Origin of the sequence: Serratia sp. BNK-17, assembly GCF_048684935.1 — a bacterium.
Lineage (GTDB): Bacteria > Pseudomonadota > Gammaproteobacteria > Enterobacterales > Enterobacteriaceae > Serratia > Serratia nematodiphila.
Window position 1 is genome coordinate 4,620,131 of record NZ_JBLQTR010000001.1, and the last position, 23,595, is coordinate 4,643,725.

Genomic DNA, 23,595 nt, shown 5'->3' on the forward strand with positions numbered 1-23,595 from the left:
GCTCATTGCTCTACCTTTTTAAATTTTGTACCGAAGTCCCGGCGTGGGCATGCGCAGTCATAGGGGTAACCCGGACGGCGGAATATGACCCGGTGGTTTACCCGATCAACTCCAGTCACATGAACAATCACACCGTGACTGTCACGACAGCGCATTTCGAACGGGATAATCACTTCGTTATCCATGATTTCCCCGCGCTAAAAACTTGCCGTTACCCACAACCCAAGCCGCATAGCTGTGGTTGATGGCTAACCATCGGCCTTGTACATTGAGCTCATACGAAAACGCTGCTGGCGAACGTCCACCAGCTACAGCACGGCAACGAAGTTGCGGGATACCCGCTAAATTGCGTACACTGTTCATGCGTTAATTACTCCACACGTTTAATTGATGCACTCGACGCCCGGGACCGCATATCCTGGGCGTCACCCTCTCCAAACATCATCACCGTCACGGCATATATCTCCGCCACCAGCGATTGAACCCGGTAACCCTTAGCTTTCAGCTTTCTGCTCTCGTCGTTGTCCAGCACCCCATCAGCTGTGAATTCGTTATGTGCTTTTGCAAACAGGCCAAGTGCTGACATCAGCTCGTTGAACTTGATCAATAACTCTTCGTTATCCGCCTGCTCGATTTCCGGCAACTTCACGAATACGCCACCAGCGTATTTACACATCGCCTCAGTGATATCTGAACGGCCAGAGATCGACTCCATCTCAACAGCCATACCCAAAGGCACCACCTGCCCTGATACTTGGCGGACGCGGTTACGTAGTGCGTTTTCAGTGCCGGCGACTGGATCTAACTGCTGCGCCATCGCGCTGTACTTGCCAGGGAACAACGTGATCAGCTTGTGCATCGCTTCGCTAATATCGTCCTGGGTTGGAAAGTCTTTGTTGTCCACAAGGTTTCTCCGCTTCTGTGGTTTTGGTTAAGCCGTTGGCGCGGTAGACTTTTTGTAAAGAGAGAGATCAACTTTTAATTCACCACCAGTAAGAACCTGGATCTCGAATGCTCGACCTTTGGGAATAATTTTCCCCCAGCCCGATACGGAGGCATGCGACAGCCCTAATGCCTTGGCTGTTTTACCCACCCCATCGAAGTACGAAATAACATCATCTTTTTTCATGGCTTACTCTTTGGTAAGGGAATGGAACACTTGAATAGTAGGATATCTTACATTTCAGAGTCAAGGAATCCTACATTGCTAGATGGTAGGATTACCTACATGGAAATGAATGACCGAATTCGATCAAGACGCAAAGAGTTAAAGCTAACTCAGGACACCTTAGCCAAGCGCATAGGGGTCAATCGTGTCACCGTCACTGGCTGGGAGTCAGGCGACTATAAACCTGGTGGTGAGAACCTCCAGGCATTAGCTGCTGCCCTAAACTGCAATCCAAATTGGCTTCTTGAAGGTGGCGATATTGACGAAAACATCACATATGTAGGCAAGGTTCGACCAGGGCTTGTCCCTGTAGTTGGTGATGCCGTTTTAGGAGTTGATGGCATGATCGACATGGTCGAGTATCGTGGTGGTTGGCTTAAGATTTATAGCGATGACCCTAATGCTTATGGCCTTCGTGTCAGAGGTGACAGCATGTGGCCAAGAATACAGTCAGGCGAATTCGTGCTGATTGAGCCAAGTACCGCTACCCACCCAGGTGATGAAGTGTTTGTGCGTACCAGTGACGGACACAACATGATAAAAGTGTTAAACTATACTCGCGAGGGCGAGTATCAATTCACCAGTATCAATCAAGATCATCGCCCCATAACCTTGACTAAAGTTCAGGTTCATAAGATTGAATATGTAGCGGGTATACTAAAGGCATCGCGGCACGTTGATAATGAAAATTTAAATGATTCCTTTAGTTAACAAAGAGTTAATTTGATTTACTGTGTAAAGTAAGTGAGATTTTGATGAGCGATAAAAATTGTGACATGGTTGATTTTGACGCGTTCGCTAATTATCTCAACACCTTAAAAGGTGAACAGGTTTGTCCAATTTGCCATGAAGAACAGTGGAAATTGCATACACCTAGTGAGGTTACAGAAGCGGATGAAAGCAAAGCACTTGTATTGCCAACATTACCAGGCACCTTCCTCCCCGTTGAAGGGAAGGCAAAAGCGGGTTTCTTCAGAAGTCGCAGCTTAGATCTGCTAATGATGCAATGCCAGAATTGTGGATTTATGCATCTTTTTAACTACAAAACAGTTGAAAAAAATATCAAAGAAAAAAACTATGTAAAGCAAGATAAGGTGGATGGGGATGAAACATCGGGAGGGTGAGTATGTCAAGGCTCAGACCTTAGACGATTTTCAGATTTTTGCCCAGGCACCATACAGAAATCGCCCATTGCATTCTCAGAATAGGTATGTACCATCACACAACTTTGATGCATCGCCGCGGTTCTATACTGCTGGTATAGATGTACCTCAAAGAGGAGATGACATGACCAGCAAATTAGTTACACATACACAAATGTGGATTGGAATTGGCGTTTCATTGTTGGGCATCGTAGCTATCGCGGTGACAGCTTCTTGGACCATATCCAATTCAATCAATGACAAAATAAACTCTTCGCGTCAGGAATTGACTACTGTTATCAACACAAGCAAGTCAGAGGTTTCTGCAAGAGTCGATAAGCTTGAAAGTAAGGTAGATAGTGGTTTTGCTACTACAAACAGTGGGATAAATGATATTAAGCTCATATTGGCAGGACAAAAAAACGCTGATAATGACAGATCATAAAAAGGTTGAATAGTAGCTTTACCCTACTCAACAATGCATCGATTACCCGGCCTCTGTGCCGGGTTTTTTGTGCCCCCCCCACTCCCTATCCCCCCCTACTGCGTTCCCCTTGATTCCACCAGCCCAACATTCACTCAAACCACAATGTAAGATTACCTACAATTTGATATTGACTTAAAATGTCAGATATCCTACATTTAATTCACCACCAGCGAACAGCCTGGACGCGTACGAAGTAGCCGCCCTAGGCACACAAAGATCGGGATGATTCGCTGAACCAGGCTCATTGCAGAGGGTTGTTCGATGAGTAAGCGAAGATGGCGGTCTTTAGTTTACTGCGTTGGTTGTTGTTCTGTTTTCTGGTGGTTGCTGTGGCTGTTAGTAGTTGTCGCCGGGTAACCGGCGCATATCGGGCTGATCACTCCCCGACTCCCTAATTCTGGAAGCGGTGATGGATCCTAACCATGAGTGGTCAGCTCAATGCGGTTCAAGGCTGGACACTTCAGGGGCGTTGTTTACCAGCCACCACACCAAATGCGCCGGGCCGGCGGCACTGCAGCGAAAGCAAGCGCAGATATCCGGCAAAAATCTATGCTGTGTGTAGTCTTGGCGGCTGTTCGCTGGGTTGGTGTCAGCCGCATTTTTTCGCTCTTTAACAAATTAAAAGTTATACATGATGCTTAAAATTAATAATCTAATGTTGGGATATCGCGTGCATCATAAAAGTTTATTCCAATCCCGTAGAATGTCTCTATCCCATCTTGGTCACCAAGATGATCTCCAATAGCGAACGTGTTTGGTCGATTAACTTTCCTGAATATAACTAAATCATTTTCTAATGGAGGTTTTTTGGGGTCATTAGCAATATCGGGTAATGGTTTTAGCTCAGAATACTCACCACCTGCTGGATTATACGCCAAATATAAATTCCTATAATTACCTGGGTTGCCTAAATAAATGGCCTCGTGATATTCATAGAATTTCGAGGAGTAACCTGAAAATAAAAATTCCGCACTATCATCGTAATTGTCAAATGTATCCCCAAGCTCTTTTCCTAGATAGGGTATTCTTGGATGGAAATTTTTATCCTTTACCGTCACAGTGTATAAAATAACTTTATTGTTACTAGTATAAACAAATTGAAGATAGAATTTTTGGAATGAATAGATATACTCATGCATACCACGACTCTCATCATGGTGTTCTATCATTGGCGGCCCAAATATTGATTCGACATATCTAATAGAGACCCCTGTATATAATACATTTAAGTTATCTTCGGCTTTCTTTTGTTTATATGTATCTTTAACATTTGAATATAAATCAAATGACGAATTAACAAAAGAAAACCAGTTACCTATGACAATAAAGGTCGTCGTAACAAATGCTATAACAGTTAAAGCTAGAGGCTTTTTAATTTTCACTAGTGACATCCATATCATTAAATATATAAAAATATCAATACCATTATAATAACAATTGACTTTATTTCAATAGAAACATCATAGCCGGGGCTAAATCCTTCGCATTTTATTGATGGATTTAAAACTTCGCGAGAAAAAACCATAGTCAATGCTATGCGGGCATTTTTAAATAATTGAAAACCAAATAATTCACTTGTGGTTTTATTGCAATGATATAGTGTGGAGAAGATAACATGATCAATACTATTACGATCGATACCGAAACAATGGATACCAAGCCAAGTGCTGTGATCCTTTCCATTGGGGCATTTGCATTCGATATCTCTGACGTTCGTCAGACACAACAAAACATTATCCAGATAGCCCGTGATGCAGAGCTGGCTGATTACTCAAATACAGCCTTCTACTGTCTGGTAGATACTTTCGGTCAGTTAATGCAGGGCCGCAATGTAAGCGTCAAGACCCAGGCTTGGTGGCGTGAACAATCTGAAGATGCACATGAAGCTCTTGCTGGTGATCGAGAGCCAATTGGCCAATGCCTCGCCCTGCTCACTCATTGGATAAAAGCCCATCCAGATGCCCGGATATTCTTCCGTGGCACTGACTTCGATGGTTCTATCCTGGAGCATGCCTATAGAACTAACGGGATCGAATGCCCTTGGCATTGGGGTGGCAAGCGTGACGTACGCACTTATATCGACGCAATGACAAAGGGAAACCGTGGCTATCTACCAAAAACCCACCAGCCCTGCTTTGCGGTGGTTAAGCATAACTCGCTCCATGACGCGATGAACGATGCCGAGCAAATGGCCATTGCCTATCAACAAAATAGCTTCCAGATGGATGCCGAACTGAGGAAGTCCTAGTGACTTCTGCTTATTACAACGAAATTGATCCATACGCCGCCCAGTGGCTCCGTAATTTGATAGCTGCTGGTCATATAACGCCTGGGGATGTTGATGAGCGTTCAATCGAGGATGTGAAACCCGATGACTTACGAAACTACACTCAATGCCATTTCTTCGCTGGAATCGGAGTCTGGTCTTATGCCTTGCGCAACGCCGGATGGCCTGACGATAAACCAGTCTGGACAGGTTCTTGTCCGTGCCAGCCTTTCAGCGCGGCAGGCAAAGGCAGCGGGTTTGATGACGAGCGGCACCTATGGCCACATTTCCATTGGCTCATCAGCGAGTGCCGCCCTGAGCACGTCTTTGGCGAGCAAGTTGCAAGCGGCAACGCAAATGCTTGGTTCGACCTTGTACAAGCTGACCTGGAAGCAATGGACTACGCCTTCGGGATTGTCCCGTTCCCGTCTGCGGGCGTCGGCTCTCCGCACATCCGTGACCGCGCATACTGGGTGGCCAACGCCTACCACGAGGGACTGGAAGGACGGAAAAGAATGTCTGAATGTTCCACTGAACTCATTGCTGGGACGAGTGGCGTGGTTGACAGAATGGCCAGAGCCGAAGGCATTAGATGGGGAAAAGGCAGCAAGGCCTGCCTACGGAGCCAGAACCCAAGCCAGACTAATGGTTTCTGGCGAGATGCTGACTGGCTTTTCTGCAGGGATGGAAAGTGGCGGCCAGTTAGACCCGGCTCATTCCCGCTGGTTAATGGGGTTACCGCAAGAGTGGGACGACTGCGCGCCTACGGCAATGCCATCAATGCAGAAGCTGCGCAAACCTTCATAAATGCATACATGGAGATCATCAATGGCGAAGACTAATGCAGAGCGTAAAGCAGCCCAACGCGAGCGCCAGCGACTGGCTGGTATTGTCCCTGTCGAAATCAAGCTAGATCAGCAAGAGGCTGAGATGTTACGAGAGAATTGTGCAGTTCGCCGGCCACAACGCGAGCCATACGACTTGGATGAATACATCACCATGCTGATCAGGAAGGATAACGCCGAGTTAAAAAAGCAGCTGGCGGCACGGAATAAACGGTGCTGCGGTAAGTGCAAAGACAAACTACCAGGTGACCCAGCAGGTTGTTATTTCCTTGGTGATTCTGAGTGCTGGCAAACCTACGGGTGGCATGAAACCAAATTAACAGTGTGTGACATGTCACGATTGAATTAATGCCCCTATGCGGCGGGGGATGTGTGGAGGTACATGATGCTACAGATGTTGACGCTTGAAGAATGGGCTGCGGAGCGATACCGCAGCAATCCCCCCTCTCTAAATACCTTGAGGCGTTGTGCTAAAGAGGGCCACTTCGCCCCACCTGCACGTAAGGAAGGTAAGTTATGGCGCGTGCGAGAAGATGCTGAGCTAGTTGGCCCACTCACTACTCCGGTCATTAAGCACAATGACAATCCGAAGCTCCAAAGGATATTGAACGATGGCAGCCAGACCACGTAAGAACAATGTTGATATTCCTAACCTGTATCCCCTATTTAGCCGCAAGGCCAATAAGGTCTACTGGCGATACCGTCATCCGGTTACAGGGAAGTACCACGCTCTTGGTGACAATGAGCAGGAAGCTCGTGAGATTGCGATCGAAGCCAATAGCCGACTAGCGGAGCAGCGTAGCCGTCAGATCTTGGCTCTTAGCGATCGCGTCGCTCAAATTAAGGGTAAAAACATAACTGTCAGTACCTGGCTCGACCGGTATTGGAAAATACAGGAAGAACGACTGAGCACCGGTGATATCAAGCCCAACACGTTTAAACAAAAACGTAAGCCTGTGGACCTTCTGCGCCAAAAATTTGCAATGAAATCTTTGCCCGAGGTTGATGCCAGAGATATCGCTTCGTTGTTAGATGAGTACACAGACGCCGGACAGCCACGTATGGGCCAGGTTGTTCGCTCAGTGCTGATCGATGTATTCAAAGAGGCTCAGCATGTTGGTGAGGTTCCGCCTGGCTACAATCCCGCACTCGCAACAAAGCAACCGCGCAGGAAGATCACCAGGCAACGCTTGAGTTTAGAGGAGTGGCAGAAGATTTTCGATATTGCTGATAAACAGCATCGGTACATGGGCAATGCGATGCTATTGGCCGTAGTTACAGGACAGCGTTTGGGTGATATTTCAGCAATGAAATTCAGCGATATCTGGGATGACCACTTACATGTTGTGCAGGAGAAAACTGGTGCAAAATTGGCATTACCTCTTTCTCTTCGATGCGATGCTTTGAACACATCCTTGCGTGAGGTTATCTCTCGCTGCCGAGATTATACTGTCAGTCAGTATCTTGTACATTACTTCCGTTCAACATCAATGGCCTTACGTGGAGCCAAAGTGCCAGGAAATACCCTGACAACCAACTTTAGCAAAGCTAGGGATAAAACAGATATCGATTGGGGAAACGGTACACCAGCTACATTTCACGAACAGCGTTCACTATCTGAACGATTATATAATAACCAAGGAATTGATACTATGAAACTACTAGGGCATAGAAATCGCTCCCAAACTGATAAATACAACGACGACAGGGGTAAAAATTGGATTATCATTACTTGATTTATCAAAAACCAAAGCCCATATTCGGTGAAGAGCCTTCGTTTGAATCTATATTTTTTAATATATCATCTACAAAGGTGTACTCACTTTTATTTTTCATAATAATTATCTTACTGATGTCAAATTTATTTGTTTTTAAAATATTAAGCAACTCAGATTTATTCATGCGACTAAAAAGCATATTTGCTTGAATTTTTGGCTCGCTATTATTAATATCTCTATCAGATTGATTGGGGACGATCAAATAGCGACCATATTTTAATATGGCTCGCGAGGCATGTAAACTACCGCCATTTATATCTGATTGAACCATTATAACACCAGATGATAAGCCAGCTTGAATACGGTCACGTTGGACAAAATTATTCCTGTAAGTACTAGCGTTATAGGGATACTCGGAGATTAACAGCCCACCATTAGTAACTATTTCAGTAGCCAAGTGTTTATTTTCTGCAGGGTAAACTTTTTCCAACCCCTGAGCCATTACAGCAATTGTTTTAGAAGGACTACGCAATGTCGTCTTATGTGCAATAGTATCCACTCCTTTAGCCAATCCACTAACTATATTCCAACCTGAACTAGCGAACCATTTTGTTATATTTCTCGCAATAACAACCCCATGTTCAGTGGGCTCTCTCGTCCCAATAACGGCCAAGCATTTTTTGTTTAATTGCTCGACATCTCCGGCACAATATAAAATTGCTGGGGCATCATCTGTTTTTTTTAGTAAAAGAGGATAGTTCACATCAAAAAAAGAGATTATTTTATGATCATACTTATTAGCAAGGTCGATATTTTTTTGAGCAAAATTAACACAATTGTCAATCATGCTTATCGTGATATCGGTTACATTCAATAGTTTTGCAATATCCAATAGAGGCATATCTTTAAAATCTTTCAGCTTAACTAATGAGTTTAATGTCTTAGCGCCCACTCCTTGTAGGGCGCTCAGAGCCAAGATCTTTTGCGTATCCGGCGATATTACTTGCATCATTCGCTCTCAGAGTTATTACATTTTGGTTCCATATTCCAACCTGTGCATGAGAGGAAGTATGTACCCTTTTTACGATTTAGTTTTCTTACCATATCTCTACCACATTTACCACAAGTCTTTATAACAACATCTTCCGTATAATCACATTTTTCATTTTCATCATTATAACCAGAACATCCCCAAAAGCGAATCCCAGTACTCGAGTTCTTACGAAGTCTTAGGATGTGGCTAGAACAGCGAGGGCAAAGTCGTTCTGTTTCAGAAATGCTAACTGTTTTTGCCAAACAAACACCCAGGGTATGCTTAGCATTTTCATCTTTTAATATAGAATAAGCACGCTGTAATGTTGATCCTGTCGTAATTACATCATCAAAAACCAAGATGGTTTTATTTCTTAGTCTACCTTCATATTTAGGATTTAGAAATAAACTCCCCTCAATTTCTATAGCCCGCTCATCACGTGGAAGAGTTTTTAAGGTTTTCGCACCCTCTTCAAAAACAAATAAATCGGGTATAAATTCAGAGCCAACCTTACTCCTACCCGCTGCGCCATCCAATACAAGCTCGAGCCTTTGTTTTTTTTCCTTCTTAGACGGAATAACAGTAACAATATCAAAAGGTTTCTTCGCTGCGAAAAATTGCGGTATATTATCAACCGCATGAGCAAGTATATCACTCCAGTAATCCGGAGGCGTATAATTCTCAACCAGGTCTTTTCTTGCTATTTCTAACGACAATGCATGCTTATCATGCATTTCTACAGTAACAAGACTTTTCTTGGAAAAGTATCTCCCAAGACAAATTGTAGCCAACTCATCCTTTAAAGTTATAACATTGGCAGATTCATCCAGTGGAACGAAATATAAACGTTTTCTTGGAAAGTCGAAAGTATTTAGCTTTGCACTCAACTCTGCTAACAGGACAATATTATCACACTCGTTACATTCATCTTTAATGAAGTCGGTGCTGAGTACAGCAGCAGGAACTTGAGATACCGGCTTCCTAGATGCCCAAGTGGGTACGATTGGCTTAACCCCAGCATAATAACTAGCGACAATATCCTTATAATCATCACCAATGTATATTACTTTTTCAGATGCTTTGACCCCTAACAAATTCAAAGCTAAACTTATTCCTTTAGGACTTGGCTTCATTCCGGCGCTACCAACATCAGTATAAGTAACTAGAGCATCGAAGGCAGGGAGGTTTAAGTGTTTCAAAAGTATCTCTGCATATTCCCTACCAGAATTCGTTACTATAGCTGTTTTTATTCCTCTTTCCTTAATGAACTCTAGTAATTCCACTGTCTTCTTGTAAGGTTTTATTCTCGCAAGTACATCAGGAGTCATTTCATGATATGCCCGCCTTTCACGAATATCCTCTAATTTATCAGTTGGAGCCAGTGTATTGTCTAAATCAAAAATAACAGCATCTAAAATCATAGCATTTCCTTATGTTTTATTTTTATGTCAAAGACAGTTAAATATACATATATTATTATGTTTTGATAACTAGTTTTGATAATGTTTTGATAACCGTTGCAAATTGAATAATAAAAAACGGGAACCATCAGGTTCCCGTTATCATTTAACGCTAAAAACACACTTACATGTGTTTAACGATAGCGTCGCCAAACTCTGAACATTTCAGCAGCTTAGCGCCTTCCATCAGGCGTTCGAAGTCATAGGTCACGGTCTTGGCGGCGATGGCGCCTTCCATGCCCTTAACAATCAGGTCAGCCGCTTCGAACCAGCCCATGTGACGCAACATCATCTCTGCAGACAGGATGATGGAGCCTGGGTTCACTTTGTCCTGGCCGGCGTACTTCGGCGCGGTGCCGTGAGTCGCTTCGAACAGGGCGCAGTCGGAGCCGATGTTGGCGCCCGGCGCGATGCCGATGCCGCCGACCTGGGCCGCCAGGGCGTCGGAGATGTAGTCGCCGTTCAGGTTCATACAGGCGATCACGTCGTATTCCGCCGGGCGCAGCAGGATCTGCTGCAGGAAGGCGTCGGCGATCACGTCTTTAACCACGATCTCTTTGCCGGTGTTCGGGTTCTTGATCTTCAGCCATGGGCCGCCGTCGATCAGCTCGCCGCCGAACTCTTCGCGCGCCAGCTCATAGCCCCAATCCTTGAAGGCACCTTCGGTGAACTTCATGATGTTGCCTTTGTGAACCAGGGTCACGGAGTCACGGTCGTTGGTGATGGCGTATTCGATCGCCGCACGCACCAGACGCTTGGTCCCTTCTTCGGAGCATGGCTTCACGCCGATACCGCACTGCTCCGGGAAGCGGATTTTCTTCACGCCCATTTCGTCGCGCAGGAATTTGATCACTTTGTCCGCTTCGGCGGAACCGGCTTTCCACTCGATGCCGGCGTAGATGTCTTCGGCGTTTTCGCGGAAGATCACCATGTCGGTCAGCTCAGGCTGTTTCACCGGGCTTGGGGTGCCCTGGTAGTAACGCACCGGGCGCAGGCACACGTACAGGTCCAGCTGCTGGCGCAGGGCCACGTTCAGAGAACGGATGCCGCCGCCGACCGGGGTGGTCAGAGGGCCTTTGATGGCGACGCGGTAGTCGCGGATCAGGTCCAGAGTTTCGTCCGGCAGCCACACGTCTTTACCGTAAACGTGGGTAGATTTTTCGCCGGTGTAGATTTCCATCCAGGAGATTTTACGTTCGCCGTGGTAAGCCTTTTTAACGGCCGCATCAACCACGTGGATCATGGCAGGAGTCACGTCAACGCCGATGCCGTCGCCTTCGATGAACGGAATGATCGGGTTATGAGGAACAACCAGTTTACCCTGGGCGTCAACCGTGATTTTTTTACCTTCTGCCGGAACAACTACTTTGCTTTCCATCAACCTCTCCTTCAAGCGCAATTTTGTTAATGCTTTGTAAGATGCGTGTAGATACTACTTGAATATTCGGTCCGCGCCAATCCGAAACGGATTCGGTTATAATGCGCTTATCATCCGTAATCTCAACCGTTATGAAAAAATTCTCTGTTAGAAATCACAACGTTAAACGATTCAGCAAGCCGAATGCCGCCAAACCCGCCGCGCAGAAGGGGCCGCGCCGCATTGTGTTATTCAACAAGCCCTTCGACGTGCTGCCGCAGTTCACCGATGAAGCCGGCCGCGCCACGCTGAAAGAGTACATCCCCTTCCCCGACGTTTACGCCGCCGGGCGCCTGGATCGCGACAGCGAGGGGCTGCTGGTGCTGACCAACGACGGCCAGCTGCAGGCGCAGCTCACCCAACCGGGCAAACGCACCGGCAAAATCTACTATGTGCAGGTCGAGGGCGCGCCGCAGGAGAGCGATTTGGCGCCGCTGCGCAGCGGCGTCACGCTGAAAGACGGCCCGACGCTGCCCGCCGGGGTGGAGTTGGTGGCCGAGCCGCAGTGGCTATGGCCGCGCAACCCGCCGATCCGCGAGCGTAAATCCATCCCCACCAGTTGGCTGAAAATCACCCTGTTCGAAGGGCGAAACCGCCAGGTGCGTCGCATGACGGCGCATATCGGGTTCCCTACCCTGCGCCTGATTCGCTACAGTATGGGTAATCTTTCGTTGGGTTCGCTGCAGCCTGGTGAATGGAAAACCATCGATTCCCTGTAGACCGGCAATTGAAGGAGGCGCCATGAAACACGTTCCGATCGCACTGCTGTTTACCGCCCTGGCGGCCCCGTTCGCCGCCCCTGCCGCCAGCTTCGACTGCGCCAAGGCGGCAGGCGGCGATGAGCGCGCCATCTGCGCCGACCGCACGCTGAACGATCTGGACGTGCAAATGGCCACCAAATATCAATTCCTGCGCGGCCTGTTCGCCATGGGCGCGCGCGGCGCGATGCAGGACAGCCAGCAAGCCTGGCTGACCAAGCGCCAGCGGTGCGGCGGTGACACCGCCTGCCTGCTGCAAAGTTACCGCACCCGCATCGCCGAGCTGGACGACATCTACCGGCGCATCGACAAACCGCTGTAAGGAGACCGCATGTTCAAACCGCACGTCACCGTCGCCTGCGTGGTGCACGCCGCCGGCAAATTTTTAATTGTCGAAGAAACCATCAACGGCAAAGCGCTGTGGAATCAGCCGGCCGGCCACCTGGAGGCCGACGAGACGCTGGTGCAGGCCGCCGAGCGCGAGCTGTGGGAGGAGACCGGCATCCGCGCCGCGCCGCAGGCGTTCCTGCGCCTGCACCAGTGGATCGCGCCGGATCGCACGCCGTTCCTGCGCTTCTGCTTCGTCATCGAGCTGGAACAGCCGCTGCCGACCGAGCCGCACGACAGCGACATCGATCGCTGCCTGTGGCTGAGCGCCGAAGAGATTTTGCAGGCGCCCAACCTGCGCTCCGCGCTGGTGGCGGAGAGCATTCGCAGCTATCAGCAGCCGGAGCGCTACCCGCTGTCGCTGGTCGGCAGCTTCGCCTGGCCGCATTAAGCGCGCCGGGCAGCACAAGATGAACAGTGCGCCGGCGCGGCCAACGTGGTAAAATCCTGCGCTTGTTTTTATCAGCACGGTTCGTGTTCAAGTTCGTGAGATCCCCATGTCAGACAACAGCCAGAAAAAAGTAATCGTCGGTATGTCCGGCGGCGTCGACTCTTCCGTTACCGCCTATCTGTTACAGCAACAGGGCTATCAGGTCGCTGGGCTGTTCATGAAGAACTGGGAAGAAGACGACGACGAAGAGTACTGCTCCGCCGCGACCGATCTGGCCGATGCGCAAGCGGTCTGCGACAAGCTGGGCATCGAACTGCACACGGTGAACTTTGCGGCGGAATACTGGGACAACGTGTTTGAGCTGTTCCTGGAAGAGTACAAAGCCGGCCGCACGCCGAACCCGGACATCCTGTGCAATAAAGAGATCAAATTCAAAGCCTTCCTGGAGTTCGCCGCCGAAGATCTGGGGGCCGATTTTATCGCCACCGGCCACTACGTGCGCCGCCAGGATGTGGACGGCAAGAGCCGCCTGCTGCGCGGCGTCGACGGCAACAAAGATCAGAGCTACTTCCTCTATACCCTGAGCCATGAGCAGGTGGCGCAGAGCCTGTTCCCGGTCGGCGAGCTGGAGAAGCCGGAGGTGCGCCGCATCGCCGAGCAACTGGAGCTGGTCACCGCCAAGAAGAAAGACTCTACCGGCATCTGCTTTATCGGCGAGCGCAAGTTCCGCGACTTCCTCGGCCGCTACCTGCCGGCGCAGCCGGGCCCGATCGTCAGCGTCGACGGCCAGACCGTCGGCGAACACCAGGGCCTGATGTATCACACCCTGGGCCAGCGCAAAGGGCTGGGTATCGGCGGCCTGAAAGACAGCAGCGAAGATCCGTGGTACGTGGTGGATAAAGACGTGGCCAACAACGTGCTGGTCGTCGCGCAGGGGCACGATCATCCGCGCCTGATGTCCGTAGGCCTGATCGCGCAGCAGCTGCACTGGGTGGATCGTCTGCCGCTGAGCGGCCCGTTCCGCTGCACGGTGAAGACCCGCTATCGCCAGCAGGACATCCCTTGCACCGTGACCCCGCTCGACGATGAACGCATCGAAGTGCGTTTCGACGAGCCGGTCTCCGCCGTCACCCCCGGTCAGTCGGCGGTATTCTACCAGGACGAAATCTGCCTCGGCGGCGGCATCATCGAACAGCGCCTGGCGTAACTGCCAGGCAAAAGAAAAACGCTGCGGTTACCGCAGCGTTTTTTTATTCAGAATTCCACCTGCGCCCCCAGCTCGATCACCCGGTTCGGCGGGATTTCGAACAGGTCCGGCGCCCGCAGCGCGTTGCGCTGCAACAGCTGGAACACCTTGCCGCGCACGCGCAGATACCAGGGCCGTTTGCCCAGCACCAGCGTATCGCGCGACATGAAGAACGAGGTCTCGTTCATGGTGAAGCTCATCCCCTCCAGCCCGCAGCGGTAAAGAATGTCCGTCACGTTGGGCGTCTCGCGCCAGCCGTAGCTCGCCACCACCCGCCAGAAACTCGCCGACAGCTGTTCGATCGCCACCCGCTGCACGTTGTGCACGTACGGCATGTCGGTGGTGACGATGGTCAGCAATACCACGCGCTCGTGCAGCACCTTGTTATGCTTCAGGTTATGCAACAGCACCAGCGGCACCGCATGCGGCGTGCGCTCCATAAACACCGCGGTGCCCGGCACCCGCTTCGGCGGCGCCTTCTCCAGCGACTCGATCAGCGCGCTCAGCCCTTCCTGATTGTCGCGCAATCGGCGGATCAGGCGTGAACGCTCGGTCTTCCAGGTCAGCATGATCAGCAGAATGATTAGCCCGAGCGCCACCGGCAGCCAGCCGCCGGTCGCCAGCTTGATCAGGTTGGCGCCGAACAGCGGCACGTCGATGCACAGCATGACCAGCAGCATCAGCCCGCCCAGATAGCGCGGCCAGCCCCAGTTTTTCACCGCCACGATGCTCAGCAGAATCGACGACAGCAGCATGGTGCCGGTTACCACGATGCCGTAGGCCGAGGCCAGGTTGCTGGAGTGTTTGAAGCTGACGATCACGATCAGCACCGCCGCGAACAGCAGCCAGTTCACCACCGGAATGTAGATCTGCCCGGACTCCTGATCGGAGGTATAGATGATGCGCATCGGCGGCAGGTAACCCAGCCGCACCGCCTGCCGCGTCAGCGAGAACACGCCGGAGATAACCGCCTGCGAGGCGATCACCGTCGCCAGCGTAGCGATCACCAGCAGCGGGATCAGCGCCCAGGTCGGCGCCAGCAGGAAGAACGGGTTATTGATCGCCGCCGGGTTGGCCAGCAGCAGCGCCCCCTGGCCGAAGTAGTTCAACACCAGCGCCGGCGCCACCAGCGTAAACCACGCCAGACGGATCGGTTTTTTACCGAAGTGGCCCATATCGGCGTACAGCGCTTCAGCGCCGGTGACCGACAGCACCACCATGCCCAGCGCAAAGAACGACACGGCCTTGTATTCGAGGAAGAAATTCACCGCCCAGTAAGGGTTCAGCGCCCGCAGCACGCCGGGGTGATGCAAAATGCCGCCGAGGCCCAGCAGCGCCAGCGTCAGGAACCAGATAACCATCGCCGGGGCGAACAGTTTGCCGACGCTGCCGGTGCCGCGTTTTTGGATCGCGAACAATGCGGTCAGCACCAGCAGCGACAGCGGTACGATAAAGCTGTCCAGCTCGGGGGCGATAATCTGCAGCCCCTCGATGGCCGAGAGCACCGAAATGGCCGGGGTGATCACCCCATCGCCGTAAAAGAAGCTGCCGCCCACCAGCCCGATCAGCACCGCCGCCGGCACCCAGCGCGCATCCAGCTTGCGGATCGCCAGCGACATCAGCGTCAGAATGCCTCCCTCGCCGTCGTTGTCGGCGCGCATCACGAAACAAACGTATTTAATGGACACCACCAGCGTCAGCAGCCAGAAAATCAGCGATAAAAAGCCGTAAATCGAGGCCGGCGTCAGGGTGATGCCCTCCTCCGCCGTCAGGCATTCGCGCAGGGTATACAGCGGGCTGGTGCCGATATCGCCGTACACCACGCCGATGGCCGCCAGCGTCACCGCCGGCAGTGGCTGCTTGTTTTTTACGTGCATATAAAGGTCTTTATTTGAGGGTTCACGTTGGCAGTATAGATGCAGCCGCCGCACTTTATTTGCCGCAGCAACAATAAGTTCGCGCCGCCGCGCCGGCGATTTTCGTCGCCTATTTGCGCAGTTCTGCGCCGCACGGCGCCTCCGCCTCACCGCAGACGTATTAGACGCTGGGTTTACCCTCGATTTTGTGGCATGATCCGCGGCATTCGTTGTCATCGTTGTTACAGCCACGCCCGATCGTTACCGTTCGCGGCCGCCGCCGTTACCCCTGCGATACACACAACCTTATGCAGTAAGCCATGTACCGTTCACCGCGTTTACAGGAGTCATCGTGGCGAAGAATTATTATGACATCACGCTGGCCATGGCGGGCATCAGCCAGTCGGCGCGTTTGGTTCAGCAGTTGGCCCATGAAGGGCAATGCAACCGCGAAGCGTTTCAGACCTCGCTGAAAAGCCTGCTGCAAATGGATCCGCCCTCCACGCTGGCGGTGTTCGGCGGCGAAGAACGCAATTTGATGGTCGGCCTCGAAACCCTGATGGGCGTGCTGAATGCCAACAACAAAGGGCCGGGCGCGGAACTGACCCGCTACACCATCAGCCTGATGGTGCTGGAGCGCAAGCTCAACGCCAACAAACAGGCGATGAACACGCTCGGCGAACGCCTCGGCCAGCTCGAGCGCCAGCTGGCGCACTTCGATCTTGAGTCGGACACCATCATCAGCGCGCTGGCCGGCATTTACGTCGACGTGGTCAGCCCGCTCGGGCCGCGCATCCAGGTGACCGGCTCGCCGGCCATCCTGCAGAACCCGCAGGTGCAGGCCAAGGTTCGCGCCACGCTGCTGGCCGGCATTCGCGCCGCCGTGCTGTGGCAACAGGTCGGCGGCAGCCGCCTGCAGTTAATGTTTTCCCGTAATCGTCTGTTCAAGCAGGCGCAAAATATCGTTGCTCATTGTTAATCGATCCCAGGAGTTGCTACCGATGGAATTATCCTCACTGACCGCCGTTTCCCCCGTTGATGGACGCTACGGTGATAAAGTCAGCGCACTGCGCCCCATTTTCAGCGAATACGGTCTGCTGAAATTCCGCGTACAGGTTGAAGTACGTTGGCTGCAAAAACTGGCCGCCTGCGCAGAAATCAAGGAAGTTCCCGCTTTTGACGCCGACGCAAACGCTTTCCTCGACAAAATCGTCGCGGAATTCAATGAAGAAGACGCACAGCGCATCAAAACCATCGAGCGCACCACCAACCACGACGTGAAAGCGGTCGAGTATTTCCTGAAGGAAAAAGTGGCGGCGGTGCCTGCGCTGCACGCGGTGTCCGAGTTCATCCACTTCGCCTGCACCTCCGAAGACATCAACAACCTGTCGCACGCGCTGATGCTGCAAAGCGCCCGTCAGGACGTGGTGCTGCCTTACTGGCGCAAGATCATCGACGCGCTGAAAGGGCTGGCGCAGGAATACCGCGATATCCCGCTGCTGTCGCGCACCCACGGCCAGCCGGCGACCCCGTCAACCGTCGGTAAAGAGTTCGCCAACGTGGCTTACCGCATGGAGCGCCAGTACCGCCAACTGGAGCGCGTGGAGATCATGGGTAAAATCAACGGTGCGGTCGGCAACTACAACGCCCACATCGTCGCCTACCCGGAAGTGGACTGGCATCAGTTCAGCGAAGCGTTCGTCACCTCGCTCGGCATCACCTGGAACCCGTACACCACCCAGATCGAACCGCATGACTACATCGCCGAACTGTTCGACTGCGTAGCGCGTTTCAACACCATTCTGATCGACTTCGACCGCGACATCTGGGGCTACATCGCCCTGAACCACTTCAAGCAGAAGACCATCGCCGGCGAAATCGGTTCTTCCACCATGCCGCACAAGGTCAACCCGATCGACTTCGAAAACTCCGAAGGCAACCTGGGGCTGGCCAACGCCGTGCTGGGCCACCTGGCGGGCAAACTGCCGGTGTCCCGCTGGCAGCGCGACCTGACCGACTCCACCGTGCTGCGTAACCTGGGCGTGGGCCTGGGCTATGCGCTGATCGCCTATCAGGCCACCCTGAAGGGCATCAGCAAGCTGGAAGTGAATCAGGCGCACCTGCTGGACGAACTGGATCACAACTGGGAAGTGCTGGCCGAGCCGATCCAGACCGTGATGCGCCGCTACGGCATCGAAAAGCCTTACGAGAAGCTGAAAGAGCTGACCCGCGGCAAGCGCGTGGACGCCGCCGGCATGCAGGCGTTCATCGATGGCCTGGCGCTGCCGGAAGAAGAGAAAACCCGTCTGAAGGCGATGACCCCGGCCAACTATATCGGCCGCGCCACCACCATGGTCGACGAGCTGAAGTAAGCGCGTTAGACCCACAACGACAAGGCGGCCCACGGGCCGCCTTTTTGCTTATTATTCGCCGCGCAACACCTGCAGCCGGGCTATCTGCCGCCCCTGCGCATCGAAGTTGTCCGCACTCAGCCAACGCGCCAACGCCTGCCGCACCGCCGGCCAACGGTCAATGGTGATGGCGAACCAGTCGGTATCCCGGCTGCGCCCCTTGACGATCACCGCAAAGCGGAAGTTGCCCTCGTAACGGAAGCCGAAGCGCAGCGCGGCCTGGCGCGATGGAGCGTTATGGCTGTCGCACTTCCATTCACAGCGGCGATAGCCCAGCGTGTCGAAGGCATAACGCAGCAGCAGCGCGATGGCTTCGGTGGCGCTGGAGCGCTGTTTCATCAACGGTGACCAGCTGACGTGGCCGATCTCCAGCACGCCGTTGGCCTCGTCGATGCGCATCAGCGCCACCGTCCCCACCGGCGCGTCGCTGGCGGCGTCGAACACCGTCAGATTGACCAGCGTCGGGTTGGCCTGCAGCGTCTCCAGGTGCTGCAACATCGCCGCCGGCGTGTCGGGCCGTTCGATAGACAGATAGGTCCAGTCGCGGCCGTCCGGCGCCAGCTGGAAAGCGTCATACAGCGCGGCGTAATCCCGCTGCGGATCGAGCGGCGCCAGTGAACAGAAACGCCCGCCGAGCGTTGCGCCGCCCGGGCGGCGAGCCGGCTGCCAATCCGGCATCGGTTCGCCAATCGGCTGACCATAACGATTCATTGCCATACGCGCCTCCTGCGGTTAACGGGTATACACGATAAACGAGCTTCTTCTGCCGATTTTGTCGTACAGCGAACGCGCCGGCGCGTTGTACTCCTGGGTCATCCAATAGACCCGATCGCTGCCGCGCGCCTCCGCCAGCCGATACGCCTGTTCGAACAGTTTTTCCGACACTTTATGGCCGCGCGCCTGCGGCGACACATAAAGATCTTCGATATAACAATAGCCCACCGCGCTCCAGGTGGACGGATGGAATACCAGGTTCATCAGCCCCAGCAGCCGGCCGTCGGCATCCTCCGCCACCAGCCCGTACACCTGTTCATCCTGCCCCAAACGTTCGAAGGTGCGATCGGTCACCTGCGGCGCCACCTCGGCGCGGTAAAAGTCGAGATAGCCCTGCCACAACGCCAGCCATTGCGCTCTGTCGTCGCCATTGATTCTGCGGATGGTCACTTCACGATTTGATGGGTTCATAGCGCCTCACGGGGTTAAGATATTATTTCCATTAGGGAAATAACCGAATAGCGGCAGAATACACCGCGCAGCGACGGCGTAATACGGACCAATTCAAAACGCCGGGCAGACCAATTTTAACCGCCGTTTTCCCGCGGCAGCGCGTTGAACACCTGTGCCAGCGTGGCGATAAAACGCACGATCTCGTCCGGCGTGTAGGCCGAGAAACCGAGCACCAGCGCCCCGCGCTGCGGCGCACCGGTGTAAAAGTCCGCCAGGCCGTACAGCCGCATTCCCCGTTCGGCAGCGGCCGCCACCAGCCGTCGCTCCGTCGCCGCATCCGCCAACGGGCAAACCAGCTGCAGGCCGCCCTGCGGCAGCGGCGGGCGCGTCCAGGCCGCGAGATACCGGTGTACCGCGCCGTACAGCGCATCCAACCTTGCCTTGTACAGCGTGCGCATATTGCGCAGATGCTCGGCGTAGCCGCCCTCGTGCAGGCAGTGGAACAGCGTCATCTGCGCCAGCGCCGAGGTGTAGCCGTCCTGAAACTGCCTGGCGGCGACCAATGGCCGCACCAGCTGCGGCGGCGCAATCATGAAGCCGATGCGCAGCCCCGGAAACAGCGTCTTGCTGAAGGTGCCGATGTACAGCGTGCGCCCGCCGCTGTCCAGCCCCTGCAGCGCCGCCTTGGTTTGTCGATCGTAGTTGAACTCGGCGTCATAATCGTCTTCGATGATCCAGGCCCGCCGACGCTGGGCCCACTGCAACAGCGCCAGACGCCGCTCGAGGCTCAGCGAGTACCCCAGCGGGTAGTGATGGGACGGCGTGATGTAAACGCCCCGCCCGCCGCCCGAAGCCTGCATCAGTTGCCCGACGTCCAGCCCCTGCTCATCAATGCCGATCGGCCGCGCCTGCAGCCCCGCCGACTGCACCAGCTTTTTCGCCCCCTGGTAACCCGGCTCTTCGACGAATACCGCATCGCCGGGATCGAACAGCACCTGCGTGCACAGCGCCAGCGCCTGCTGAGAGCTGGTGACCACGATCACCTGCTCCGCCGTCGCCTTGACGCCCCGCTCCCGCTGCAAATAGTGCGCGATCTCCGCACGCAGCTCCGGCAAGCCCTGCGGATCGGCATACCCCAACAGCCGCTCGCCGTGCCGCCGCAGCGCCAGCTTTTCCCACTGCAGCCATGAATCGATGGGAAACGCCCGCAGATCCGCCAGCGAGGGCGTCAACGAGGCCTGGCGGCTGGTGTGCGGCGTATGGCTGACCGCCAGCAACGCCCGGCCGCGATCGCTTAACTCGCGTTCCGCCAGCCGCGCCTCCTGGCCTGCCTGCGTCGCCAGCAGTTCACGGCCGAGCAGCGTATCGCAGCGATAACGCACAAAGCTGCCGCGCCCCACCGTTCGGCTGATGAACCCCTCCGCCTCCAGCCGCGCGTAGGTCTGTTCCACCGTGTCACGCGCCACCGCCAGCCGGGCCGCCAACACGCGGCTCGGCGGCAGCTTCGCCCGCCACGGCAGTTCCCCGGCGGTGATGAGCCGCAACAGGGCCTGGTGCAGCGCCGAACGTCGGGTCAGCCCCTGCTGACGCTGCTGGGTGAAGGCTGCCAGGATTGCCGCGTCGTCCGCGTGTCGTGGGGTGTCACTCATGGGCAGTCTGTTTCTCCGAGCCTGGGGCGATTGCACACTACTCTACCTCATTTTCTCCCAGCGGCGGCGGCAGTTGCGCTGCCCGGCGAAATCCCCTTAAATAAGCCATCGCATTGCGGCTACAGGACTTCCGTCAGCTATGAGCAAGGAGATCAACCAGCGTCTGCTGGAAAAACTGCTGCAGGATCTGGCCAGCGCGGGCGCGATGCCGTTGTATCTGCGCTTTAACGCCTCGGTGCGCCAGGCTATCGAGCAAGGATTGCTGAGCGCGGGGGATTTCCTGCCCAGCGAGCGCCTGTTCACCGAACAACTCGGCATCTCGCGCATCACGGTGCGCAAAGCGCTGGCCTGCCTTGAGCAAGACGGCATCATTGGCCGTTCACGCGGCTACGGCACCTTCATCCAGCCGCAACGGCCCGCGCCGAAGCTGCGCTATTCTTTAGCGGACATCAAAGGGTTCTCGCGCGAGGCGGCGCAACAGGGGCGTCAGCCGGACACGCAATGGATCAGCCGCGAGCGGGTGCCGGCCAGCGCCGCACTGGCGGAAAGGCTCCAGCTGGCGGTTGGAGCGCCGATCTACCAACTCAAACGCATTCACTTTATCGATCGGCGGCCGATGTCGGTGGCGGTGTCCTACGTGGTGGCGGCGGCGATTGCCAACATCGACGAGATTGGCATCTCGCTCTACGACTACTTCCGGCGCAATAGCGTGGAGATGGGCTCGCTGCGCAGCCAGGTCAGCGCGGCGATGGCCGACGACGATATCCGCCAGGCGCTGCAGCTATCAGAACCGATGCCGCTGCTGATCGTGCGCCAGACGTTGTTCGACCACCGCAAGAAGCCTGTCGAATACAGCGAAAGCTTCTGCCGCAGCGACATGTACGAATTTACCAGCGAAAGCTGACCCGTTGCACCTTGCGGCGGCTCACGCCTCGCCCTGCCGGCGGCGGCGAAAACGCACGAACGCCTGGGCATACGCCTCAACGTCCAGCGGATTCACCCGTTTTAACTCCGCCAGCAATCCGGGTTCGATCGCTTCTGCACCGTGCAGCGCACCGCAGACAGCGGTGGCCATCGCGCCGATGGTGTCAGTATCGCCGCCCAGGTTGGCGCACAGCACCGCGCAACGGGTAGGATCGGTTTGCGCCAGCTGCACCATCGCCAGCGCCGCCGGCACCGACTCGATGGTGCTCACCCCGGCGCCGATCAGTTGATATATCCGCTCAGAGGTCTGCTCGGGATCGGCGGCCTCATCCACCACCTGAAACGCCAACTCGATGCGCGCCGCCAGCGAGGGGCTGAACGTCGTCTCCTGCCGGCGCTGGGCATACTCCGCCACGCCCGGCAGCGCCTGGCGAATCGAGGCCCAGTCCGCGCCCTCCACCGCTCGCGCGACGGCCCAGGCGATCGCCACCGCACCGGCGACGGCGATGTCGGATTTGTGCGTCGGGCTGGAGGCCAGCCACACCTGCTGGCAGAAATCCTCCAGCGGCGCGGACGGCAGCACGCAGCCCAAAGGCGAAATGCGCATCGCCGCGCCATTGGTGATGCCGTTGTTTTCCAACTCGGCGATCGGCGTGCCCGCCTTCTGCTCGCTCAACGCCAGTTTGGAACTGGGGCCGAGAATATTCTTGTTGAAGGCGTCAAAACTGTCCACCCAGCGGATCACGTTGCGGGCGATCAGTTCCGGCACCACCTCGCCTTCCGCTTCCCGCAACGCATCGGCCAGCGCTAACGCCATCGCGGTATCGTCGGTATATTGCCCGGCCTTGAAGTAACAGGCGGCGGTGTTCTCCGCCGGCCCATCGAGAAAGCCGTCTATCCAGCCGAAATGGCGCTTAACCCGCTCGCGCGGCCACAGCTCGGAAGGCATGCCGAGCGCGTCGCCCAGCATCTGTCCGTAAAGTGCGCCCGCTATGCGTTCTGCCTGGGTTAATTGCTTCATCCGTCGCTCCTGAGAAAATGTACCGTTGCCTCAATAATACCTTATTAGTACCTTTAAAGCTTATCAAGCGCCCCGGCTCACACTTCCCTTTCGCGGGCAATGCCTGGGGCGTTTAAGTTGCGTTTAATGTTGCCCCGCCGCTGTTTATCCGACGTTTATCAGAGCTTGTCGATAATGTCGGCGAACAAATTGATAACGCTTATTTTAATACATTGCTTCGGCTCTCTTGCGAGCCGGGCGGGTTATACC

General features: G+C 54.2%; 27 protein-coding genes. 15 read left to right on the top strand and 12 right to left on the bottom strand.

Features of this window, described 5'->3' with window-relative positions; all coding sequences use genetic code 11:
• Positions 1-2: 2 nt before the first annotated feature.
• From ACMGF7_RS22060 to ACMGF7_RS22070, 3 genes are all read right to left on the bottom strand, one after another.
• Positions 3-185, bottom strand: coding sequence for a DUF4222 domain-containing protein (locus ACMGF7_RS22060; protein ID WP_420286704.1), 183 nt, complete (start codon positions 183-185; stop codon positions 3-5).
• Positions 186-370: 185 nt separating this feature from the next.
• Positions 371-904 (bottom strand): YmfL family putative regulatory protein, encoded by a 534-nt coding sequence (locus ACMGF7_RS22065; RefSeq protein WP_251683262.1) that lies wholly within the window; start codon positions 902-904, stop codon positions 371-373.
• Between the two features lie 27 nt (positions 905-931).
• On the bottom strand, positions 932-1,129 hold the full coding sequence (locus tag ACMGF7_RS22070; protein ID WP_033637966.1) for a Cro/CI family transcriptional regulator: 198 nt from the start codon (positions 1,127-1,129) through the stop codon (positions 932-934).
• A 99-nt stretch (positions 1,130-1,228) separates the two neighbouring features.
• Here ACMGF7_RS22070 and ACMGF7_RS22075 point away from each other — a divergent pair, with 99 nt between their 5' ends.
• The 3 genes from ACMGF7_RS22075 to ACMGF7_RS22085 all read left to right on the top strand — a co-directional run bounded on the left by ACMGF7_RS22075 (position 1,229) and on the right by ACMGF7_RS22085 (position 2,755).
• Positions 1,229-1,879 carry a helix-turn-helix domain-containing protein gene (locus ACMGF7_RS22075; protein WP_414162024.1) on the top strand — a complete coding sequence of 217 codons (651 nt, stop codon included), beginning with the start codon at positions 1,229-1,231 and terminating at the stop codon, positions 1,877-1,879.
• A 44-nt stretch (positions 1,880-1,923) separates the two neighbouring features.
• Positions 1,924-2,292 carry a hypothetical protein gene (locus tag ACMGF7_RS22080; protein WP_251683258.1) on the top strand — a complete coding sequence of 123 codons (369 nt, stop codon included), beginning with the start codon at positions 1,924-1,926 and terminating at the stop codon, positions 2,290-2,292.
• A 163-nt stretch (positions 2,293-2,455) separates the two neighbouring features.
• The gene (locus ACMGF7_RS22085; protein WP_251683256.1) at positions 2,456-2,755 is read left to right on the top strand and encodes a hypothetical protein; all 300 of its coding nucleotides are present in this window, start codon (positions 2,456-2,458) and stop codon (positions 2,753-2,755) included.
• Positions 2,756-3,441: 686 nt separating this feature from the next.
• Here the strand turns inward: ACMGF7_RS22085 and ACMGF7_RS22090 are convergent.
• Positions 3,442-4,179: an ETEC_3214 domain-containing protein gene (locus ACMGF7_RS22090; RefSeq protein ID WP_230206260.1), complete on the bottom strand. Its 738-nt coding sequence runs from the start codon at positions 4,177-4,179 to the stop codon at positions 3,442-3,444.
• A gap of 233 nt (positions 4,180-4,412) precedes the next feature.
• Between ACMGF7_RS22090 and ACMGF7_RS22095 the strand changes: the two genes are divergently transcribed.
• From ACMGF7_RS22095 to ACMGF7_RS22115, 5 genes are read left to right on the top strand one after another with little or no spacing between them, the layout of a single operon-like run.
• On the top strand, positions 4,413-5,045 hold the full coding sequence (locus tag ACMGF7_RS22095) for a 3'-5' exonuclease (RefSeq protein WP_420286706.1): 633 nt from the start codon (positions 4,413-4,415) through the stop codon (positions 5,043-5,045).
• A complete protein-coding gene (locus ACMGF7_RS22100; protein ID WP_420286707.1) occupies positions 5,045-5,905 on the top strand; it encodes a DNA cytosine methyltransferase in 861 nt (286 codons plus the stop codon). The genes ACMGF7_RS22095 and ACMGF7_RS22100 overlap by 1 nt, the downstream gene beginning before the upstream one ends.
• The gene (locus tag ACMGF7_RS22105; RefSeq protein ID WP_420286708.1) at positions 5,892-6,257 is read left to right on the top strand and encodes a hypothetical protein; all 366 of its coding nucleotides are present in this window, start codon (positions 5,892-5,894) and stop codon (positions 6,255-6,257) included. Before ACMGF7_RS22100 ends, ACMGF7_RS22105 begins: the two co-directional genes overlap by 14 nt.
• Positions 6,258-6,293: 36 nt before the next feature.
• Positions 6,294-6,539, top strand: a complete 246-nt coding sequence (locus ACMGF7_RS22110) for an excisionase (RefSeq protein WP_072056085.1) — start codon at positions 6,294-6,296, stop codon at positions 6,537-6,539.
• Positions 6,520-7,644 (top strand): phage integrase Arm DNA-binding domain-containing protein, encoded by a 1,125-nt coding sequence (locus tag ACMGF7_RS22115; RefSeq protein WP_420286709.1) that lies wholly within the window; start codon positions 6,520-6,522, stop codon positions 7,642-7,644. The genes ACMGF7_RS22110 and ACMGF7_RS22115 overlap by 20 nt, the downstream gene beginning before the upstream one ends.
• Before the next feature lie 4 nt (positions 7,645-7,648).
• On the opposite strand, the gene ACMGF7_RS22120 is transcribed toward ACMGF7_RS22115, so the two are convergent.
• The 3 genes from ACMGF7_RS22120 to icd all read right to left on the bottom strand — a co-directional run bounded on the left by ACMGF7_RS22120 (position 7,649) and on the right by icd (position 11,497).
• Positions 7,649-8,638: a DNA-processing protein DprA gene (locus tag ACMGF7_RS22120; RefSeq protein WP_101453102.1), complete on the bottom strand. Its 990-nt coding sequence runs from the start codon at positions 8,636-8,638 to the stop codon at positions 7,649-7,651.
• Entirely contained in the window at positions 8,635-10,080 is a 1,446-nt protein-coding gene (locus ACMGF7_RS22125; protein WP_420286711.1) for an HAD-IA family hydrolase, read from the bottom strand. The genes ACMGF7_RS22120 and ACMGF7_RS22125 overlap by 4 nt, the downstream gene beginning before the upstream one ends.
• Before the next feature lie 163 nt (positions 10,081-10,243).
• Complete coding sequence (gene icd / locus ACMGF7_RS22130; RefSeq protein WP_015377612.1) at positions 10,244-11,497, bottom strand: NADP-dependent isocitrate dehydrogenase; 1,254 nt, start codon at positions 11,495-11,497, stop codon at positions 10,244-10,246.
• 131 nt (positions 11,498-11,628) lie between these two features.
• On the opposite strand from icd, the gene rluE reads away from it, so the two are divergent.
• The 4 genes from rluE (at position 11,629) to mnmA (ending at position 14,279) form a co-directional block, all read left to right on the top strand.
• Positions 11,629-12,255: a 23S rRNA pseudouridine(2457) synthase RluE gene (rluE, locus tag ACMGF7_RS22135; protein ID WP_049240217.1), complete on the top strand. Its 627-nt coding sequence runs from the start codon at positions 11,629-11,631 to the stop codon at positions 12,253-12,255.
• A 22-nt stretch (positions 12,256-12,277) separates the two neighbouring features.
• A complete protein-coding gene (locus ACMGF7_RS22140) occupies positions 12,278-12,616 on the top strand; it encodes a lysozyme inhibitor LprI family protein (protein WP_049240218.1) in 339 nt (112 codons plus the stop codon).
• A 9-nt stretch (positions 12,617-12,625) separates the two neighbouring features.
• Positions 12,626-13,072 carry an NUDIX hydrolase gene (locus tag ACMGF7_RS22145; protein WP_049240219.1) on the top strand — a complete coding sequence of 149 codons (447 nt, stop codon included), beginning with the start codon at positions 12,626-12,628 and terminating at the stop codon, positions 13,070-13,072.
• 106 nt (positions 13,073-13,178) lie between these two features.
• Positions 13,179-14,279 carry a tRNA 2-thiouridine(34) synthase MnmA gene (gene mnmA, locus ACMGF7_RS22150; protein ID WP_197842782.1) on the top strand — a complete coding sequence of 367 codons (1,101 nt, stop codon included), beginning with the start codon at positions 13,179-13,181 and terminating at the stop codon, positions 14,277-14,279.
• Positions 14,280-14,326: 47 nt separating this feature from the next.
• Here the strand turns inward: mnmA and kup are convergent, their stop codons facing one another.
• Entirely contained in the window at positions 14,327-16,195 is a 1,869-nt protein-coding gene (gene kup / locus ACMGF7_RS22155) for a low affinity potassium transporter Kup (protein ID WP_420286712.1), read from the bottom strand.
• 331 nt (positions 16,196-16,526) lie between these two features.
• Between kup and hflD the strand changes: the two genes are divergently transcribed.
• The gene (gene hflD / locus ACMGF7_RS22160) at positions 16,527-17,153 is read left to right on the top strand and encodes a high frequency lysogenization protein HflD (RefSeq protein ID WP_004941196.1); all 627 of its coding nucleotides are present in this window, start codon (positions 16,527-16,529) and stop codon (positions 17,151-17,153) included.
• A 22-nt stretch (positions 17,154-17,175) separates the two neighbouring features.
• Positions 17,176-18,546 (top strand): adenylosuccinate lyase, encoded by a 1,371-nt coding sequence (gene purB, locus ACMGF7_RS22165; RefSeq protein WP_004941193.1) that lies wholly within the window; start codon positions 17,176-17,178, stop codon positions 18,544-18,546.
• Between the two features lie 51 nt (positions 18,547-18,597).
• On the opposite strand, the gene ACMGF7_RS22170 is transcribed toward purB, so the two are convergent.
• The 3 genes from ACMGF7_RS22170 to ACMGF7_RS22180 form a co-directional block, all read right to left on the bottom strand.
• Positions 18,598-19,302, bottom strand: coding sequence for a GNAT family N-acetyltransferase (locus tag ACMGF7_RS22170; protein ID WP_033633284.1), 705 nt, complete (start codon positions 19,300-19,302; stop codon positions 18,598-18,600).
• Between the two features lie 15 nt (positions 19,303-19,317).
• Entirely contained in the window at positions 19,318-19,770 is a 453-nt protein-coding gene (locus tag ACMGF7_RS22175; protein WP_015377605.1) for a GNAT family N-acetyltransferase, read from the bottom strand.
• 116 nt (positions 19,771-19,886) lie between these two features.
• Positions 19,887-21,401, bottom strand: coding sequence for a PLP-dependent aminotransferase family protein (locus tag ACMGF7_RS22180; RefSeq protein WP_049240220.1), 1,515 nt, complete (start codon positions 21,399-21,401; stop codon positions 19,887-19,889).
• Between the two features lie 139 nt (positions 21,402-21,540).
• On the opposite strand from ACMGF7_RS22180, the gene ACMGF7_RS22185 reads away from it, so the two are divergent.
• Positions 21,541-22,305: a GntR family transcriptional regulator gene (locus ACMGF7_RS22185; protein ID WP_085336317.1), complete on the top strand. Its 765-nt coding sequence runs from the start codon at positions 21,541-21,543 to the stop codon at positions 22,303-22,305.
• A gap of 21 nt (positions 22,306-22,326) precedes the next feature.
• Here the strand turns inward: ACMGF7_RS22185 and ACMGF7_RS22190 are convergent, their stop codons facing one another.
• A complete protein-coding gene (locus ACMGF7_RS22190; RefSeq protein ID WP_049240222.1) occupies positions 22,327-23,346 on the bottom strand; it encodes an ADP-ribosylglycohydrolase family protein in 1,020 nt (339 codons plus the stop codon).
• Between the last annotated feature and the right edge of the window lie 249 nt (positions 23,347-23,595).